Annotated in this window: 18 protein-coding genes and 2 tRNA genes; 5 read left to right on the top strand and 15 right to left on the bottom strand. The window is 70.9% G+C overall.

Annotated features, from left to right (window positions below; all coding sequences use genetic code 11):
• Nucleotides 1–27: 27 nt before the first annotated feature.
• From QQX13_RS02525 to QQX13_RS02535, 3 genes are all read right to left on the bottom strand, one after another.
• Entirely contained in the window at nucleotides 28–474 is a 447-nt protein-coding gene (locus tag QQX13_RS02525) for a helix-turn-helix domain-containing protein (RefSeq protein ID WP_301152405.1), read from the bottom strand.
• A 666-nt stretch (nucleotides 475–1,140) separates the two neighbouring features.
• Complete coding sequence (locus QQX13_RS02530; protein WP_301152407.1) at nucleotides 1,141–1,341, bottom strand: hypothetical protein; 201 nt, start codon at nucleotides 1,339–1,341, stop codon at nucleotides 1,141–1,143.
• A gap of 259 nt (nucleotides 1,342–1,600) precedes the next feature.
• A tRNA-Ile gene (locus QQX13_RS02535) sits at nucleotides 1,601–1,674 on the bottom strand.
• A gap of 100 nt (nucleotides 1,675–1,774) precedes the next feature.
• Here QQX13_RS02535 and QQX13_RS02540 point away from each other — a divergent pair.
• Nucleotides 1,775–1,850: transfer RNA gene (locus QQX13_RS02540), tRNA-Asn, on the top strand.
• A 48-nt stretch (nucleotides 1,851–1,898) separates the two neighbouring features.
• Here QQX13_RS02540 and QQX13_RS02545 read toward each other — a convergent pair.
• The 7 genes from QQX13_RS02545 to dnaG all read right to left on the bottom strand — a co-directional run bounded on the left by QQX13_RS02545 (nucleotide 1,899) and on the right by dnaG (nucleotide 8,559).
• The gene (locus QQX13_RS02545) at nucleotides 1,899–2,303 is read right to left on the bottom strand and encodes a hypothetical protein (RefSeq protein WP_301152409.1); all 405 of its coding nucleotides are present in this window, start codon (nucleotides 2,301–2,303) and stop codon (nucleotides 1,899–1,901) included.
• Between the two features lie 49 nt (nucleotides 2,304–2,352).
• Nucleotides 2,353–2,778 carry a VOC family protein gene (locus tag QQX13_RS02550; protein ID WP_301152411.1) on the bottom strand — a complete coding sequence of 142 codons (426 nt, stop codon included), beginning with the start codon at nucleotides 2,776–2,778 and terminating at the stop codon, nucleotides 2,353–2,355.
• A 41-nt stretch (nucleotides 2,779–2,819) separates the two neighbouring features.
• Entirely contained in the window at nucleotides 2,820–3,701 is an 882-nt protein-coding gene (phnE, locus tag QQX13_RS02555; protein ID WP_301120389.1) for a phosphonate ABC transporter, permease protein PhnE, read from the bottom strand.
• Entirely contained in the window at nucleotides 3,698–4,504 is an 807-nt protein-coding gene (gene phnE / locus QQX13_RS02560) for a phosphonate ABC transporter, permease protein PhnE (RefSeq protein ID WP_301152413.1), read from the bottom strand. Before phnE (QQX13_RS02560) ends, phnE (QQX13_RS02555) begins: the two co-directional genes overlap by 4 nt.
• On the bottom strand, nucleotides 4,501–5,271 hold the full coding sequence (gene phnC, locus QQX13_RS02565; RefSeq protein ID WP_301152414.1) for a phosphonate ABC transporter ATP-binding protein: 771 nt from the start codon (nucleotides 5,269–5,271) through the stop codon (nucleotides 4,501–4,503). Before phnC ends, phnE (QQX13_RS02560) begins: the two co-directional genes overlap by 4 nt.
• An 82-nt stretch (nucleotides 5,272–5,353) precedes the next feature.
• Nucleotides 5,354–6,379 carry a phosphate/phosphite/phosphonate ABC transporter substrate-binding protein gene (phnD, locus tag QQX13_RS02570; protein WP_301120383.1) on the bottom strand — a complete coding sequence of 342 codons (1,026 nt, stop codon included), beginning with the start codon at nucleotides 6,377–6,379 and terminating at the stop codon, nucleotides 5,354–5,356.
• A gap of 179 nt (nucleotides 6,380–6,558) precedes the next feature.
• Nucleotides 6,559–8,559 carry a DNA primase gene (gene dnaG / locus QQX13_RS02575; RefSeq protein ID WP_301152415.1) on the bottom strand — a complete coding sequence of 667 codons (2,001 nt, stop codon included), beginning with the start codon at nucleotides 8,557–8,559 and terminating at the stop codon, nucleotides 6,559–6,561.
• Between the two features lie 118 nt (nucleotides 8,560–8,677).
• On the opposite strand from dnaG, the gene QQX13_RS02580 reads away from it, so the two are divergent.
• Genes QQX13_RS02580 through QQX13_RS02595 form a run of 4 tightly spaced genes read left to right on the top strand, consistent with a single transcriptional unit; the run spans nucleotide 8,678 to nucleotide 10,927 of the window.
• Nucleotides 8,678–9,133 (top strand): DUF6941 family protein, encoded by a 456-nt coding sequence (locus tag QQX13_RS02580; protein WP_301120379.1) that lies wholly within the window; start codon nucleotides 8,678–8,680, stop codon nucleotides 9,131–9,133.
• Nucleotides 9,134–9,136: 3 nt separating this feature from the next.
• A complete protein-coding gene (locus tag QQX13_RS02585; protein WP_301152416.1) occupies nucleotides 9,137–9,559 on the top strand; it encodes a hypothetical protein in 423 nt (140 codons plus the stop codon).
• Nucleotides 9,556–9,963: a hypothetical protein gene (locus QQX13_RS02590; protein WP_301152418.1), complete on the top strand. Its 408-nt coding sequence runs from the start codon at nucleotides 9,556–9,558 to the stop codon at nucleotides 9,961–9,963. The genes QQX13_RS02585 and QQX13_RS02590 overlap by 4 nt, the downstream gene beginning before the upstream one ends.
• Entirely contained in the window at nucleotides 9,956–10,927 is a 972-nt protein-coding gene (locus tag QQX13_RS02595; protein WP_301152420.1) for a DUF368 domain-containing protein, read from the top strand. The genes QQX13_RS02590 and QQX13_RS02595 overlap by 8 nt, the downstream gene beginning before the upstream one ends.
• On the opposite strand, the gene QQX13_RS02600 is transcribed toward QQX13_RS02595, so the two are convergent.
• From QQX13_RS02600 to QQX13_RS02620, 5 genes are all read right to left on the bottom strand, one after another.
• Entirely contained in the window at nucleotides 10,924–12,201 is a 1,278-nt protein-coding gene (locus tag QQX13_RS02600) for a deoxyguanosinetriphosphate triphosphohydrolase (protein ID WP_301152421.1), read from the bottom strand. The genes QQX13_RS02595 and QQX13_RS02600 overlap by 4 nt on opposite strands.
• Nucleotides 12,202–12,210: 9 nt before the next feature.
• Nucleotides 12,211–12,777, bottom strand: coding sequence for a dihydrofolate reductase family protein (locus QQX13_RS02605; protein ID WP_301152423.1), 567 nt, complete (start codon nucleotides 12,775–12,777; stop codon nucleotides 12,211–12,213).
• Nucleotides 12,778–12,938: 161 nt separating this feature from the next.
• Nucleotides 12,939–14,102, bottom strand: a complete 1,164-nt coding sequence (gene dusB / locus QQX13_RS02610) for a tRNA dihydrouridine synthase DusB (RefSeq protein WP_436968546.1) — start codon at nucleotides 14,100–14,102, stop codon at nucleotides 12,939–12,941.
• Nucleotides 14,103–14,363: 261 nt separating this feature from the next.
• On the bottom strand, nucleotides 14,364–15,551 hold the full coding sequence (locus QQX13_RS02615) for a YibE/F family protein (protein WP_301120365.1): 1,188 nt from the start codon (nucleotides 15,549–15,551) through the stop codon (nucleotides 14,364–14,366).
• A gap of 13 nt (nucleotides 15,552–15,564) precedes the next feature.
• Nucleotides 15,565–16,950 carry a glycine--tRNA ligase gene (locus QQX13_RS02620; protein ID WP_301120359.1) on the bottom strand — a complete coding sequence of 462 codons (1,386 nt, stop codon included), beginning with the start codon at nucleotides 16,948–16,950 and terminating at the stop codon, nucleotides 15,565–15,567.
• Between the last annotated feature and the right edge of the window lie 50 nt (nucleotides 16,951–17,000).

The raw sequence follows: 17,000 nt of genomic DNA on the forward strand, positions 1-17,000 counted from the left end.
TCGAGTGATCCCCCCTCGGTCACAGGACTACTTCCCTTCCTCTGGTGGGTTTGCCGCTTCGCTACGGCTGCCGAATCTGACGTTGCTTCGGAATGCTGCGGTGGCGTCTGAGGCGAACGCGTTGAGCGACTCGGCCGCGCTGCTTCGGCTCTCGTGGCGCATCAGTTGGTACTCGCGTATCGCCGATGCCGGTATCCGGTGATGCGTTCCGACCATCACGTGCTCGATGTCGCCCATGTCGATGAGCTTCATGAGGGTTGGGCGTGACACGCCAAGCAAGTTAGCGGCCTCGGTCGTCGTGAATAGTTCCTTGAGGGGCACTACTACGGCTCCCACGGACTGCTCGATGGTTAGCAGTGTGAGCACCTTCTCTGCGGTCTCGCGAGGCAGTTGGAGTGAGGCCTCGACGCTCCCGCTCGATGCGTCGAGCGCGGCGCGCAGGGAGTCGGCACTCCTCGCAAGTTCGTCTGACACAACTGCCTCCAACTGAAGCGTCAATGTGTAACTGAAATAACCGTAACCGATGGTCGTCGTTCTGGCTAGCCTGATTCCGCACCGTCCTTCCTGGCCCTCGCGCGCGTGAGGTGTGTGCCGCGTCGTGACAGGGCGGCAGGCGCACGGGCTGGTGCGGCAGGGGTCGCCGGCTGGCTCGACTGCGGGCCAGGGGCGGTATGCGTGCGCGGCGTGGCCAGTCTGAATCTGGCGCGTTCCATCGTGGCGTGGCCCTTGGGTCGGCAGGACGCCTTCGCGGGCTCCGCCGCCTCCGTGCGGTCCGTCGGAGAGCCTCCGTGCGCGTGACTGGCGTGCGTGGGAGTCTGAGGCCCGTCATCCACACCTCCATCCACACGAGGTCGCGAACGACCGGTGACAACACCGGCCAACCATGGAGGACTGAGCACGGCGGAGTCGAACGACCGTGGACGACCACAAGTGACCAAAGTGGGCCAACGTTAGCCAAATACAAGGAATAACGCTCTCCCAAAGCAGTTCTCAGCGCTTCAGCTCCATCCGCCACTGCACACCGGGTTGGCGTAGTCGCCAGAACCGTCCCGCCGACTCAGGTGCCGCCGATCTCGCAAGCGCACGCGTCCGACTCCGCGCCGGCCCGCTATTGGCCGCGGCACGCCGGAACGCGGAGTGCTATTCGGAGTCGTCGCCCCTGTAGCTCGCGACGAGCTCGCGAACCGCGTCAGCGTCCTTCGCCGCGCGTTCGATCGCCTTGACGTCAGCCTCCACCGAGAGCGACGCCCCCATGTAGATGACGCGGTCGGCGATGGTGCGAGCGATGTCCGCGCGCTCGGCAACGGCGACCTCGAGGGCTTTCTGCACGGTGTCGTGCATAGCCATGTACCTCAGCAGTGCGACGGCATCCGACTCGTTCACAAGTCGTTCTAACAGGGCGTCGTACGCGGGGGCTGCATTGGACATCATGATCGCCCTCTCTCGGCCTCGACTCCCGCCTGCGCGCCGCGACGCGCTGCGGCCTGTGGCGACGCTGGTTCACCAAGCCTCGCAAGACCGCCGGGGCGGCTTGGCTACAGCTTTGGCTACAGTCGACTCCGACATTTGGGATATTTCGAGAAAGATTGCAGGTAAATCGTGGGCCAGGCGGGACTTGAACCCGCGACCGATGGATTATGAGTCCACTGCTCTAACCGGCTGAGCTACTGGCCCGCGGCCCCCGAGGAGGCCGCCGGACAGTCTAGCCGGGGCCGCGGGCGCCCCTGCGGTGTCATCACCACGCCCGAAGATCCGGTACAGTATTCGAGCGCGATCCTCCGTAGCTCAATTGGCAGAGCAGCCGACTGTTAATCGGCAGGTTACTGGTTCGAGTCCAGTCGGGGGAGCCACCGGAGCCGGTCCTCATCGAGGGCCGGCTCCTTCTGTTTCCAGGCCTTTCACCGCGCCAGGCGATGCGCCCGCTCGACCAGCGCATCGGCCACCGTGTTGCGGTAGACGGTGAGGAGCTGCTGCCGCTCGACCCGCTCGCGGCGGTTCAGCCGCGGCTCCGCGAGCACGCCCCACCCCAGCAGCGCGGCACCGACCAGCCCCACGCCGGGGTCGCCGAACACGATCGCGTATGCGAGCACCAGGGGCGCCGCAAGGATCAGCAGCGGCGAGCGGTCCCACCACGGGCGCAGGGAACCCTCGTCCCGCATCGCGCGGCGCACCACCCCCGGCGCGTGCCGGGTCAACGCCGCGACGCGCACGTCGCGCAGGGCCCGGGTCGAGGGCACGAGCGACTCGTCGAGCGCGGCCACGTCGTGGCGCGCCCGCGTGCGGACCGTGCGCACGGCGTCCATATTCGGGACGTTACCAGCGGCGCCCCCGAACGCAAGTGGAGCACCGGCGCTATCCCCCGAACGCCACCGTGCCGTCCAGGCCCACGGGCGAGAAGGGGTTCATCGCGACCTCCCACACGTGGCCGTCGGGGTCGGCGACGTACCCGCTGTAGCCGCCCCAGAACACCTTCTCCGGTCGCTTCAGCAGGGTCGCGCCGGCGGCCAGCGCCTGGTCGACCACCGCGTCCACCTCGGCCTCCGTCGGGTAGTTCTGAGCGAGCGTCATGGCGCCCGTCCCGAGAGCGGCGCCGGGCCTCCCCTGGTCCGCGGCGAGATCCTCGCGCCCGAACAGCCCGATCACCACGCCGTTCGCCTGGAAGAAGACGATGCCCTCCTGCGCCTGCGCGGGCCTCCAGCCCCAGGCCTCGTAGAAGGCACGGGAGCGGGCGAGGTCGGCGACCCCCAGGGTGATGAAGGACACGCGCGGGGCAGGCATGCGGGCTCCTCTCGAGGCTGCTCCCACCCTACGCGCGCGACCTACAGCGTGGCGGCGTCCTGCTCGACCTTCGCGTCCGAGGTCCCGGTGCCGGAGATGATCCGGTGACGGACGGCACCGGACACCGTGTCGACCAGCACGGTCACCACGATGATCACGAACAGCAGGATCCCGATGAAGTCCCATTCGCGGTACCGGAAGGCCTGCGACAGCACCGAGCCGATGCCTCCCGCGCCGATGATGCCCAGGATCGCCGAGGCGCGGATGTTGATCTCGAAGCGGTAGAGCCAGAACGCGAGCACCTCGGGCAGCACCTGCGTCCAGTACGTCCAGCGCAGGATGGCGCTGCCGGGCGCGCCCGATGCGCGGGCCGCCTCCACGGGGCCGGGGTCGATGCCCTCCAGCGCCTCCGCCGTGAGCTTCCCGAGCGTCCCGACCGCTCCGATGCCGAGCGCCAGCGCGCCCGCATTGGCGCCGAAGCCGAAGATCGGGAGCAGCAGGATGATCGCGAACACCAGCTCGGGCAGCGTGCGGATCGCGTTGAGGATCACGCGCGTGACCTGCACCACGACGGGATGCGAGACGTTCCGCGCGGCGAGGAAGCCCATCGGGATCGACAGCGCCGCCCCGATCATGGTGCCGATCCACGCCATCGAGATCGACTCGAGCATGCCGCCCAGCGCGGCGGACCAGTACTCGCTGTACGGCTCGGAGAACGGGTTCTGCACGAGCCCCTTGAGCATCAGGTAGAAGTACCGCCAGCCCTCGGTGAAGATGTCCGGCAGCTTGCCCCAGTCGGCGTTGGACAGCCAGCCCCCGCCGACGACGAGCAGGACGAGCACGATCGCGCCGATGGTGGCGCGGGCCTTGCCGGGCTCCTCGGGGCGGACGGTACGCGTCGGCGACGCGGTCTCGGCGCTCACACGAGCCTCCTTCGCAGGTACTGGGAGACCTGGTCGATGATCAGCACCACCACGAACATGCTGATGACGATCGCCGAGACGTTCTCGTAGTTGAAGCGCGCGAACTGCACCTGGATCAGCTGGCCGATGCCGCCACCGCCCGCGTAGCCGATGACCACAGACGAGCGGATGTTGAGCTCGAAGATGTAGAGCGCGTAGGACAGGAAGTTCGGCAGGATCTGCGGCTGCACCGCCCAGCGGGCGCGCGAGAACGTGCCCGCGCCGGAGGCGTCCGCGGCCTCGAGCGGCCCGGGCTCGACGGCGTCGATGGTCTCCGCCGTGAGCTTGGCCGCGATGCCGATGTTGAAGATGAACAGCGCGAGGATGCCGGCGAGCGAGCCGACGCCGACCAGCGCGACGAAGATCAGCACGTACGCCACGTCGGGCAGGGACCGCAGCACCGCGAGGAACCACTTGGTCGCCCGGTAGAGGGCGTTCGACCGGTTGGTCACCTTCGACGCCATGTACGCGAGCACCAGGCCCACGATGATCCCGAAGAAGCTCGCGACGAGCGCGATCGAGATGGTCTCCACCCACGCGTTCCACGACCTGCCGAGGTACGCCCAGTTGGGGCGCAGGAACTGCTCGACCACCACCCAGCCGTTGGCGAAGTCGGTGAACAGCGGGCGGAGCGTGAAGTCGATCTCCCACGCCGCCCACACCGTGATGGCCGCCGTGATGAGCAGGCCCACGACCAGCGGCCGGCTCACCGGGGGCTTGCGGGGACGCGACGGCGCCGGGGCGCCCGCGGACGTGGCCGTCATGCGTGCCCGGGCAGGACGTCGTCGGCGGTCAGCGAGCGGCCGTAGATGTCCTCGAACACCGCATCGTCCGCCTCGGCGCCCGTGCCGTCGAACACCATCTTCCCGGCGCGCATCCCGATCACCCGGTCGCCGAACTGGCGGGCCAGGTCAAGGAAGTGCAGGTTCACGAGCGTGGTGATGCCCAGCTCGCGGTTGATGCGCTGCAGGTCCTTCATGACCATCTGCGCGGTGGGCGGGTCCAGCGACGCGACCGGCTCGTCCGCGAGCATCACGCGCGGGTCCTGCGCGAGGGCCCGGGCGATCGCCACGCGCTGCTGCTGACCGCCGGACAGCTGCGAGGCCCGCGTCCAGGCCTTCTCGACGATCCCGACGCGCTCGAGCGACTGGTAGGCGCGCTCCTTCTCGTCGGCGGTCCACGCGCCGAGCAGCGAGCGGTACGCGGGGATCCCGTGCATCTGGCCCATCATGACGTTGTTCATGACGGAGGTGCGCTTCACCAGGTTGAACGACTGGAAGATCATCCCGATCCCGGAGCGGACGTCGCGGAGCTTGCGCTGCGAGGCGCCGGCGACCTCGACCCCGTCGACCTTGAGGCTGCCCTCGGTGACGGGCACCAGCCCGTTGATGGTGCGGATCAGCGTCGACTTGCCGGCACCCGACAGGCCGACGACGACCACGAACTGGCCGTCGGGGATGGTGAGGGACACGTCGTCCAGGCCGACCACCCCGTTGGGGTAGCGGACGGTGACGCCTGAGAGCTCGATCATGTGACTTGCCTATCAAGAAAGGGGCGCCGGCGGCCAGCCACAGGGCCGACCGCCGGCGCGTTGGACGGACGAACGCTTCTGCTTACTCGGAGCCGAAGTTCTCGTACGTCGGAGCGACGAAGTTCTCGAACGCGTCCTGGTTCGCAGCCTCGAGGCCCTCGATGTCGTACACGGCGGCGAGGGCGGCGAGGCCGTCCTCGGTCGCGGCGACGTCGAGCAGCGCCTGGGTCAGGGTCTCCTGGACCGAGGCGTCGAGGTCGCCGGAGAGGACCACGCCGTCGTTCGGGATGTTGTCGGTGTAGGCGAACACCACGACCTTCTCGCCGACGTCCGAGAACTCCTCCGCGAGGTTGGAGCGGGCGTCGTTGTAGGAGAGGCCGATCGCCGCCTCGCCGTCGTAGACCGCCTGGACGGTCTGCGAGTGGCCGCCGGCGAAGAAGCCGCCGGTGAGGTCGTTGATCGGGTCCACGCCGAGGATGGTCGCGAGCTGGGTCGCCGGGAAGTAGTAGCCGGAGGCCGAGGTGGCGTCGGTCCACGCGATGCTCGCGTCGGCCGGGACGAGCGCGAGCGCGTCCTCACCCTGCGGGCCGGAGTAGCCGGTGGCGCCGTTGCAGTACGAGTAGTTGATGCCCTCGTCGTCGGCCTCGGTGGTGACGTCGTCGAGGCAGTAGGTGCCGGGGTCGTTGGTGAACCACTGGCCCACGTACTCCGACGAGCCGTAGCGCAGCGCCTGGAGGACGATCTCCGCGCCGGCCTCCTCGTGCGCCTGCCACATGGCGATCGGGCCGAGGAAGCCGATGTCGGCCTGGCCCGTCTGCAGCGCGACGACCACCGCGTTGTAGCTGTCGGGGACGAACACCTCGACGGGGATGCCGAGCTCGTCCGACAGCACGCCCGCGAGCGCCTCGCCGTCGGTCGTGATCTGCTCGACGTCGTCCGACGGCACCAGCGCCAGGGTGAGCGACTCGGGCAGGCCCGAGCCCGCGTCCATGGTCGCGTCCGCGCTCGCGGTGGCCTCGTCGGTGGTGTCGCCCGAGCTCGAGCAACCCGCGACGGCGATCGCGAGGCCCGCCGCGACGGCGGCCGAGGCGAAAATCCGGTTCTTCACAGCTTCAACCCTCCAGGTCAATCCTGAGCCGCCCTGCCGGCGGCGAGGCCGCCCGGGGACGGACGGCCTCCTGGCAGGCTAATCGGGTTGAGGCGCCGAGTGCCGCTATGTCGTCAAGAGTTCTTCGCATGGTTACATGCCGTTCATCGGCACTTTGCCATTTCGAGACAATTGGCGAGTCACCCTGCGTCGCGGAGCTCCCGCCGACGCTGCTCGAGACGGATCATCTCGGCGAAGGCCTCCTGGGCGCCCTCGCTTCCCGCCCCGGCCCGCTGCATCCGGCCGCGCAGATCCGCGATCTGACGGGTGAGGCTGTGGTCCAGCAGCCGCGCCAGCACCGAGCGCGCGTACGCGCCGAGCTCCGACGGCTTGTCGTGCGGCAGCGGGGTGACCGCGAGCTGCGACACGGTCGCGGCCACGTCCGGCCCGGCCTGCTCGAGCACCGCGCCGACCCAGTCCCCGTCGACGCCGCCGGGTCCGCCGGCCGCCTCGATCGCGTCGTAGATCAGGCCGTACTGCGGCACGGTGAAGGCGTCGCGCGACAGCTCGAGGTAGATCTGCACGCACGCCGGGTCCTCGGCGATCTGACGATCGGCCTGCAGCAGGACGCCCAGCGACAGCGCCTCGGCGCGCACCACGGGATCCCGCGGGTTCGGCCGAGCCGCGCCCACCGTCGCGATCTGGCCGGTCTCCGGGTCCATCGGCGGCGGGCCGTCGTCGTACGGCCGCGGTGCCTCCCCCGCTCCGGCGGGGGACGATGCGGCGCCCCGGCCCGCGGGGGCCGTCCCCGCTCCGGGAGGCCGCGCACCGGTCCCGCCCCGCGCATCGTCCCTCCCGGAGGATCGCGAGACTGCCCGCAGCACGTCGGCGGGCTCCATCCCGAGCCATCCGGCGAGACGGCGCGCGTACTCGGGCCGCAGCGCGGTGTCGCGGATCCGGGCGACGATCGGCGCGGCCGTCCGCAGCGCGGCCACACGCCCCTCGGGGGTCTCGAGGTCGTGCGCCGCGAGGGAGGCCTTGATGACGAACTCGAACAGCGGCACCCGCCGGTCCATGAGCTGCGCGACCGCCGTGTCGCCGTAGAGCTGACGCAGGTCGCACGGGTCCTTGCCCTCGGGGTCGACGGCGACGAAGGTCTGCGCGAGGAACTGCTGGTCGAGCGCGAAGGACTTGAGCGCGGCGTTCTGCCCGGCCTCGTCCCCGTCGAACGTGAAGATCACCTTCGCCCCGGTGGAGCCGACCTTGAGCTGCGCCTGGCCGGTGTCGCCCATGAGCCGGCGCACCACCTTGACGTGGTCCTCCCCGAACGCGGTGCCGCAGGTCGCGACCGCGTTCGTCACACCCGCGAGGTGGCACGCCATCACGTCCGTGTAGCCCTCGACCACCACGGTGGTCCGCTCCGACCGGATGGCGCCCTTGGCGAGGTCGATCCCGTAGAGGACGTGGCTCTTCTTGTAGATCTGCGTCTCAGGGGTGTTGAGGTACTTGGGTCCCTGGTCGTCCTCGTGGAGGCGCCGGGCCCCGAACCCGATGACGTCACCCGTGACCTCGCGGATGGGCCACACGAGCCGGCCGCGGAAGCGGTCGTAGACGCCGCGCTGACCCTCGGAGACGAGCCCCGAGGCCTTCAGCTCGGCCTCCGTGAAGCCCTTGCCGCGCAGGTGATCGGTGAGGTGCGACCACCCCTGAGGGGCGTAGCCGCAGCCGAACGTCCGCGCCGCCTCCCCGTCGAAGCCCCGCTCCCTCAGGAAGTCCCGGGCGATGCGGGCCTCGGGGCTGGCCAGCTGCTCGGCGAAGTACTCGGCCGCGACGCGGTGCGCCTCGAGCAGGCGGCGGCGCATGCCCGCGCCCGACTCGGAGCCCCGGCGCCCCCCGGACTCGTAGCGGAGCGTGACACCCGCGCGATCCGCGAGGTACTCCACCGCCTCGGCGAACGGCAGGCCGTCCATCCGCATGACGAACTCGATCACGTCGCCGCCCTCGCCGCACCCGAAGCAGTGCCAGCGCCCGACGGCGGGGCGCACGTGGAAGGACGGGGAGCGCTCGTCGTGGAACGGGCACAGGCCCTTGAGCGAGCCGACCCCCGCGGGCTTCAGGGACACGTGCTGGCCCACGATGTCCTCGATGGGTGCGCGCTCGCGGACCGCCGCGATGTCGTCCCTGTTGATCGTGCCCGCCACGGGCCAAGGGTACCGGCGCGGGAGCGGGCCGCAGCGCTCCTCACCGCAACGCTCGGGAGGAGCATGGCACCGCAGGCCGCTACCCTGGTACGAGCATCCCGATGGAAGGACATCAGCTGTGAGAGTGGACGCATTCCTCGCCGACTCGGCCGAGGTCGTGCAGAACAAGATCTACGCGCTGGGCGCGGGATGGAACATCATCTTCGTCCGCGGCTTCCCCGCGGTCCACCGCCGCCTCTCGGTCGGCGCCGTGGTGCACGTCCCGTTCACGGAGACCAACCGCACCCACAACTTCGAGCTCAAGCTGCTCACCGAGGACGGCGTCGAGTACCCGATCGGCGTGCGCCCGGACGCGGACGGCAAGCCCGCCCCCGTGCGCGCGATGGGCGGCGAGTTCACCGTCGGCCGTCCCCCGCACCTGGTGGACGGCGACGAGCAGGTCGCGAGCTTCGCCTTCACCATCGACGGCCTCCGCTTCGACAAGGCGCGGCTGTTCTCCTGGGTGATCTCGATCGACGGCGAGGAGATGACGCGCCTGCCGATGCGCGTCCAGCAGGCGGCTCAGCAGGCCTGACGCGTGGAGATCTACACCGGGGTGATCTACCCCCTGGTGCTGATCGTCGCCGCCGTGCTGGCGGTGACCGGCATCGTGACCCTGCTGTACCCGCCGGCGCACCGCGTGCTCCAGTGGGCGGTCTCGGCGACCTGGGGAGCGGTCGGCGTGCACCTGGTCGCCGTGGTGCTCCTGCTGCTGTCGGGAAGCTCCGCGGGGCTGGTGCTCACCCTCGGCTACCTGCTCGCCTCGGTGGCGCTGCTGCCCCTGCTGGGGATCGGACGGCTGGGCACGCCGGAGGCGGCGGCCGCCGATCCCGACCCCGAGCGCCCCGTCCTGTCGCCCGCCCAGATCGCGCGCGTCGACGCCGCGTCCGCCGCGATCGTCGCGATCGCGCTCGCCGTGCTCGCATGGCGCGTGCTCATCATCCTGGAGACCGCCGCATGAACCCCGTGGCGCGCATCGCGCTGATCGTCGCCTACGCCGTCCTCGGGCTCGCGGCGACCGGCCGCTCGGTGGTCCAGATCACCACCAAGTTCTCCGAGGCCCCGCTCGCGTACTCCGTCTCGGCGGTCTCCGCCGTGCTGTACGTGATGATCGCGGTGGCGCTGTGGAAGCGGTGGAGGAGCCTCGCGGTCGCGGGCACCGTGATCGAGCTCGCCGGCGTGCTGATCGTCGGCACGCTCGGGTACGTCGAGTCCTCGTGGTGGCCCGACGAGACGGTGTGGACCGGCTACGGCTCCGCCTACGGCTGGGTGCCGCTCGCGCTCCCGATCGTGGCGCTGACGCTCCTGCTGCGCGGCCGTCGGGCCCGGGCGACGGCGGACGATGCGGTGGTGACCGATGGTTGACACGCACCTCGAGCATGGCCGCCGCACCCCCGCCCAGGCGGCGCTGGACGTGGTCCGTGGCGCGCTGATCGGCACCGCCGAGACCGTGCCCGGCGTCAGCGGCGGCACGGTGGCGCTCATGACGGGCGTCTACGAGACGCTGCTGACCTCCGCCGGCCACGCGATCGCCGGCATCCGTGAGGGAGCCGTCGACCTGGTCCGCGGACGCGGTCTCGCGCGGGCACGAGCCCAGTTCGCGAACGTCCGCTGGGCGGTGCTCCTGCCCGTGCTGATCGGCATGGGCATCGCGCTGGTGTCGATGGCCCACGTCATGGAGACGCTGGTCACCGAGCATCCGGAGACGATGCGCGGGTTCTTCCTCGGCCTGGTGCTCGCCTCCCTCGCCGTGCCCTACCGGCACGCCACCGCATCGTCCGCCCCGCGCCGGGGGCCGGGGCGGCTGGGCGCGCGCGAGTGGGCGATCGCGGCGGCCGCCGCGGTGGTCGTCGCGGTGATCCTCTCGCTGCCGGTCGCCCAGCTCGAGCCCGCGCCCTACGTGCTCGTGCCCGCGGGCGCGATCGCGGTCTCCGCCCTGGTGCTCCCGGGCCTGTCGGGTTCGTTCCTGCTGCTGACCATGGGACTGTACGAGCCGACGCTCGAGGCGCTCAACGACCGCGACCTGGGCTACCTCGCGCAGTTCGCGGTGGGCGCCGTGATCGGCCTCGTGTCGATCGTCAAGCTGCTGCAGTGGCTGCTCGAGCACCACCGGCGGCTCACGCTGGTGATCCTGACCGGCGTGATGGCCGGGTCGCTCGTGGCGCTGTGGCCGTGGCAGGACGACGCGCGCGGCTACCTCGCGCCGACCGGGAGCGTCGCGGGCCCGCTGCTCGCGGCGCTGGGCGGCTTCGCGATCGTCGTGATCGTGCTGATCGCCGAGCATCGGCTCCTCGCACGCCGCGAGGCTCGCGAGCAGGACGCCGCCTAGGAGATCGCGGTCCGGCGGCGCACCACGTAGCGGTGGTGCCAGTCGTAGGCGGACTTGTCGGTGAGCGACGCCACCTGGTCGATCGCCACCCTCAGCCGCGCTGCATCGTCCGCCGCCTCGCGATGCATGACGGCGAAGTGCGGCTCGAGCGCCTCCTCCCCCAGCTCCACGAGGGCGCCGACCAGGTCGGCGAGACGCTGCCGCTGCTGCGTGTACGCCGGCTTGCGCTCGCGCGGCGCCATGAGGAAGTGCACGGCGATGCCCTTGAGCATGAGGATCTCGTCGGCCGTCTCCTGCGGGATCACCAGCTGGGCGTGGTGCCGCGTGAGGGCACCGTCGCCGTAGCGCTGGCGCGTGGCCGTGGCCACGGTCTCGACGGTGCGGCCGATCAGCTGGCTCGTCATGTCCTTGAGGGTGGCGAGCGCACGGAACGAACCGTCGTACTCGTCCATCCACCACGGCTCCGCCTGGAGCCTCGCGAGCGCGGCGAGCAGCGCGTCCGGGTCTCCTCGCCCATACCACTCACGGGCGTGGGCGACGATCTCGCGCGCGCGCCCGGGATCCCGCAGCACCCCGAGCGACACCGTGTGGTGCACCACCGAGTCCTCGACGTCGTGCACCGAGTAGGCGACGTCGTCGGCGAGGTCCATCACCTGGGCCTCGAAGCTCTGGCCGCGGTCCGGGGCGTCCTCACGCAGCCAGCGGAACACCGGAAGGTCGTCGTCGTAGACGCCGAACTTGCGGGTGGGCCGGCCGTCGGGCCGGGTGGGGGTCGCGTCCTCGCGCCACGGGTACTTCACGCTCGCGTCCAGCGTGGCGCGCGTGAGGTTGAGCCCGACGCTCTCCCCCGTCACCGGGTCGAAGGACTTGGGCTCGAGCCGGGCCAGGATGCGCAGCGTCTGCGCGTTGCCCTCGAAGCCGCCGATGTCCTTCGCGACGGCGTCGAGCGCGCGCTCGCCGTTGTGCCCGAACGGCGGATGTCCCAGGTCGTGCGCGAGGCAGGCCGCGTCGACCACGTCCGGGTCGCACCCCAGCACCTTGGCGAGCCCGCGGCCCACCTGCGCGACCTCGAGCGTGTGAGTGAGGCGCGTGCGCACGAAGTCGCCCGTGCCGGCGCCGAGCACCTGGGTCTTCGCCCCGAGGCGCCGCAGGGCCGAGGAGTGGACGATCCGGGCGCGGTCCCGCTCGAAGGGCGTGCGGTTCTTCTGCTTCGGAGGCTCCTGGACGTAGCGCAGCGCATCAGCCTGGGCATAACCGTCCGGAAGCGCGCTCACGCTCCGACTCTAGCGGGCGGCCAGATGCACCTGGATGAACCCCTCCCCGAACCTCGCGACCTTCTCCACCGTGAGCTCGCGGCGCTCCGACAGGCCCGCGAGCAGGGACGTTCCTCTGCCGAGCACCGTCGGCACCATCGTCGCGACCAGGTGATCAAGCACCCCGGCGGCGAGCGCGCTGCGGACGGTCGCGGCGCCGTCGACGTAGACGTCGGCGTCCCCCGCCGTCGCCTGGGCGGACGCCACCAGCGCCTCGATGCCGCCCGCCGCGGCGCTCACGCCCGCGCGGGATCCCGTCAGGGGGCGGTGGGTCGCGACCAGCATCGGGGTGTCCCCGTACGGCCAGTCGGCGAAGGACGTGACGATGTCGAAGGTCCGCCGGCCCATGAGGATGCACCCGACCCCCGCGAGGAAGTCGTCGAAGCCCAGGGGATCGCCGTCCGGCCCCTCCGACCACGGCCCGACGGCGACCGGGGCGGCGCCCGCGGCGCGCGGGTCGAGCCAGGACAGGTCGTCGCGCTCGCCGGCCACGAAGCCGTCGAGCGACATCGCAAGGTACGCGCGGACCCGACCCACGGCATCACCGTATCCCGGCGCGCTGCGGCGGTGCCGAGCAGGACTGAGCGTCCCGCACGGCGCGCGTGGAGCCGCGGAGCAGAACTCAGTGTCCCCGCGGGAGGGGGTGAGGGAGAGAGAGGGCGGGAGGGTTGGGAGGGCGGGAGGGGCGGGAGGGCGTGTCAGCCGCCGGAGACGCTGAGCTCGGCCTCGCGCAGCCGCAGCTCCAGGTCCGGAGTGATGTCCTGGGTGTCGAGCCAGCCGTCCGGGCACGAGGGGACGCGGGGCGAGCCCTGCCGGCCGCGGGGGCCCTCGGCCTCGGCCCCCGGGTACGGCGAGTCGAGATCGAGCGTGTCGAGGATCGACCGCAGCTCGGCCAGGGTCGACACGAGCCCGAGCGACCGGCGCACCTCGCCGCCGACCGGGTAGCCCTTGAGATACCAGGACATGTGCTTGCGGATCTCCCGCATCGCCTTGTCCTCGTCGTCGCCGAAGTGGGCGACCATGAGCTCGCCGTGGCGGTAGATGGTGTCCGCGACGGTCCGCAGGCCGGGCCGGACCCGCTCGGGCCGTCCCTCGAACGCCGCCTGGAGATCCGCGAACAGCCACGGCCGGCCCATGCAGCCGCGGCCGACCACCACGCCGTCGCAGCCGGTCTCCTCGACCATGCGGATCGCGTCCTCGGCCTGCCAGATGTCGCCGTTGCCCAGCACGGGGATGGTGCGGATCGCGTCCTTGAGCCGGGCGATCGAGGACCAGTCCGCCTCGCCCGAGTAGTACTCGGCGGCGGTGCGCGCGTGCAGACCGACGGCCGAGACCCCCTCGCGCTCGGCGGTGCGCGCCGCATCGAGGTACGTGAGGTGGTCGTCGTCGACGCCCTTGCGCATCTTGACCGTCACGGGGATGTCGAACCGCGAGGCCTCGCGAACGGCGGCGCGGACGATGTCGCGGAACAGGTCGCGCTTCCACGGCAGCACCGCTCCCCCGCCCTTCCGGGTCACCTTGGGCACGGGGCAGCCGAAGTTCATGTCGATGTGGTCGGCGCGGTCCTCCTCGCAGATCATCCGCACCGCCGCTCCGATCGTCGCCGGGTCCACGCCGTAGACCTGGACCGAGCGCGGAGTCTCGTCCGGGTCGTGCGCGATGATGCGCAGCGACTCGGGCGTGCGCTCGACCAGCGCGCGGGACGTCACCATCTCGGCGACGTACAGGCCGCCGCCGTGCTCGCGGCACAGGCGGCGGAACGCAGCGTTCGTGATCCCCGCCATCGGCGCGAGCACCACCGGGGTGTCGACCTCGAGGGGGCCGATGCGCAGGGGCGGGAGCAGGCGGGTGGTCGAGGTCATGGCGTCCATTCTCTCAAAGCGCCACCGCGCCGACGCCCGTCCCCGGACACACTCGCGCCCGGGCCGCTGAGGGAAAGCCCGGGCGCGAGGCGCCGCGGCGCAGCGATCAAGCGCGCAGCCGCAACGATTCTGGTGAAGGCGGGACACTCCCCTCCTCAGCAGGAGCGCCCCCCGACGTTCCTGTTTTCCCGCCTGACCTCAGCGTGGTCCCTGGTGAGGCGCCCGTCAAGGGCAAAACGGACATTTCATTGAAAAGCGGTGCTATTCGAGGGAATCCTGCGCCGCGGACTGCGGGCGCTCCTCGTCGTCCGCCGGTTCCGCGAGCGCCTCGCCGCCGAGCCCGACGATCAGCGCACCGATGCCCGTGGTGAGCGGCACGGCGAGCACCAGCCCGATCGAGCCGACGAGGGTCCGCACCACCTCGCCCGCGAGCTCCGAGGACGTCACCGCGGTGCTGAGGGGGTTGTCGTAGACCGCGATCAGCATGATCAGCGGAAGGGAAGCCCCCACGTAGGCGAAGGCGATGGTGTAGACGGTCGACGCGATGTGGTCGCGACCGATCCGCATGCCACGCACGAACAGCTGCCACGGGCCCAGGTCCGGCCGGGCAGCGCCGAGCTCCCAGACCGCCGAGGCCTGGGTGATCGTGACGTCGTTCAGCACGCCCAGCCCCGCGATCATCAGCCCGCACAGGGCGAGGCCGGACAGCGACAGCCGGCCCTCGACGAACGCGATGTTGATCTGCGCGTCGTCGGGCACGCCGGGGATGCGCGCGGCGTCCACCGCCCAGGTCCCGAGCACGGCCGTGACGAGCAGTCCCGCGATGGTGCCCAGGTAGGCCGTGGTGGTGCGCGCGTTGGGCCCGTGGGCGACGTACAGCAGCACGAACAGCGCGCCCGCGCTGGTCACGAGCCCGATGATCGCGGGCGATCCGCCGTCGAGCAGGGCCGGGATCGTGTAGAAGCCGACGATGCCGAAGGCGGCCACCAGGCCGAGCAGGGCGCCGAGCCCGCGCCACCAGGCCACCGCGAGCACCAGCACCACGTAGAGGATCAGCAGGGCGAGCAGCGGCCCGCCGCGCTCGAAGTCGGAGAAGACCACCGCGCCGTCGTCGAGCTCGATCGCACGGATCCGGTCGCCCTCCTCGAAGGTGAGCGACGGGATCCCGGTGGGAGACATCACCGTCTGCTGCTCATGCCCCTCGGTGGTGACCTCGACGGTGATGTCGCCCGTCGCATCGTCGACCGCGAGCACCGTCGCGTCGACGCGCGAGGCGCCCTCGTAGAGCATCGGCTGGGAGCCGAGCATCGCGAACGTGGACGGCCACGTCACCGCCGCGCCGACCACCACGGCGGCGAGGACCGCGCCGACCAGCGCCCACAGCAGGCGCGTGGTGCCGGGCGTGGCCGCGGGCCGACGCTCCGTCAGATGCGAGTGCCCGGCACCCATGAGCCCGCGGCCGTCACGCGCCGATCAGGCGCTGGGCGAGGTAGCCGCTCACCTGCGAGAGCGCGACGCGCTCCTGCTGCATGGTGTCGCGATCGCGGATGGTCACCGCCTGGTCGTCGAGCGTGTCGAAGTCGATGGTGACGCAGAAGGGAGTGCCGACCTCGTCCTGACGGCGATAGCGCTTGCCGATGGACTGGGTCACGTCCACGTCGATGTTCCACGCCCCGCGCAGCTCCTTCGCGAGCGCCTCGGCCGTCGGCACCAGATCCGCGGACTTCGACAGCGGCAGGACCGCGGCCTTGACCGGCGCGAGGCGCGGGTCCAGGCGCAGCACGGTGCGGGTCTCGGTGCCGCCCTTCGCTGTCGGGACCTCCTCCTCCGTGTACGCCTCGACCAGGAAGGCCATCAGCGAGCGCGACAGGCCCGCCGCGGGCTCGATCACGTACGGCACGTAGCGCTCGTTCGTGGCCGGGTCCAGGTAGCTGAGGTCCTTGCCGGAGTGCTTCGCGTGGGTGCTCAGGTCGAAGTCGGTGCGGTTCGCGATGCCCTCGAGCTCGCCCCACTCGGAGCCCTGGAAGCCGAAGCGGTACTCGATGTCCGTGGTGCCCTTCGAGTAGTGCGAGAGCTTCTCGAGCGGGTGCTCGTACAGGCGCAGGTTGTCCTCGGCGATGCCGAGGTCGGTGTACCAGTTCTTGCGCGTCTCGATCCAGTGCTGGTGCCACTCCTCGTCGGTGCCGGGCACCACGAAGAACTCCATCTCCATCTGCTCGAACTCGCGGGTGCGGAAGATGAAGTTGCCCGGCGTGATCTCGTTGCGGAAGGACTTGCCCACCTGCGCGATGCCGAACGGAGGCTTCTGGCGCGAGGTGCGCATGACGTTCTCGAAGTTCACGAAGATGCCCTGCGCGGTCTCGGGACGCAGGTAGTGCAGCCCCGAGTCGTCGGACGCGGCGCCCAGGTAGGTGCGGAGCAGGCCGTTGAACATCTTGGGCTCGGTCCACTGGCCGCGCGTGCCGCAGGCGGCGCAGGCGATCTCGGCGAGGCCGCCCTCGGGGGCGCGGCCCTTCTTCTCCTCGAACTCCTCGAGGAGGTGGTCCTCGCGGTAGCGCTTGTGGCAGGACAGGCACTCCACCAGCGGGTCGACGAACGCGGCGATGTGGCCGGAGGCCTCCCAGACCTGCGGCGGGAGGATCACGGAGGAGTCGAGGCCGACGATGTCGTCGCGCGAGGTGACCATCGCGCGCCACCACTGGCGCTTGATGTTCTCCTTGAGCTCGACGCCCAGCGGCCCGTAGTCCCACGCGGAGCGCGTCCCTCCGTAGATCTCGCCGCACGGGAACACGAAGCCGCGGCGCTTCGCGAGCGAGATGACGTTGTCGAGACGGCTGGGTGCGGCCACGTGAATGCTCCTTGTGGAGGGGTCGGGATAGCTCGGGACAGTCTATCGGT

It is taken from the genome of Demequina lignilytica (assembly GCF_030418375.1).
Taxonomy (GTDB): Bacteria; Actinomycetota; Actinomycetes; order Actinomycetales; family Demequinaceae; genus Demequina; species Demequina lignilytica.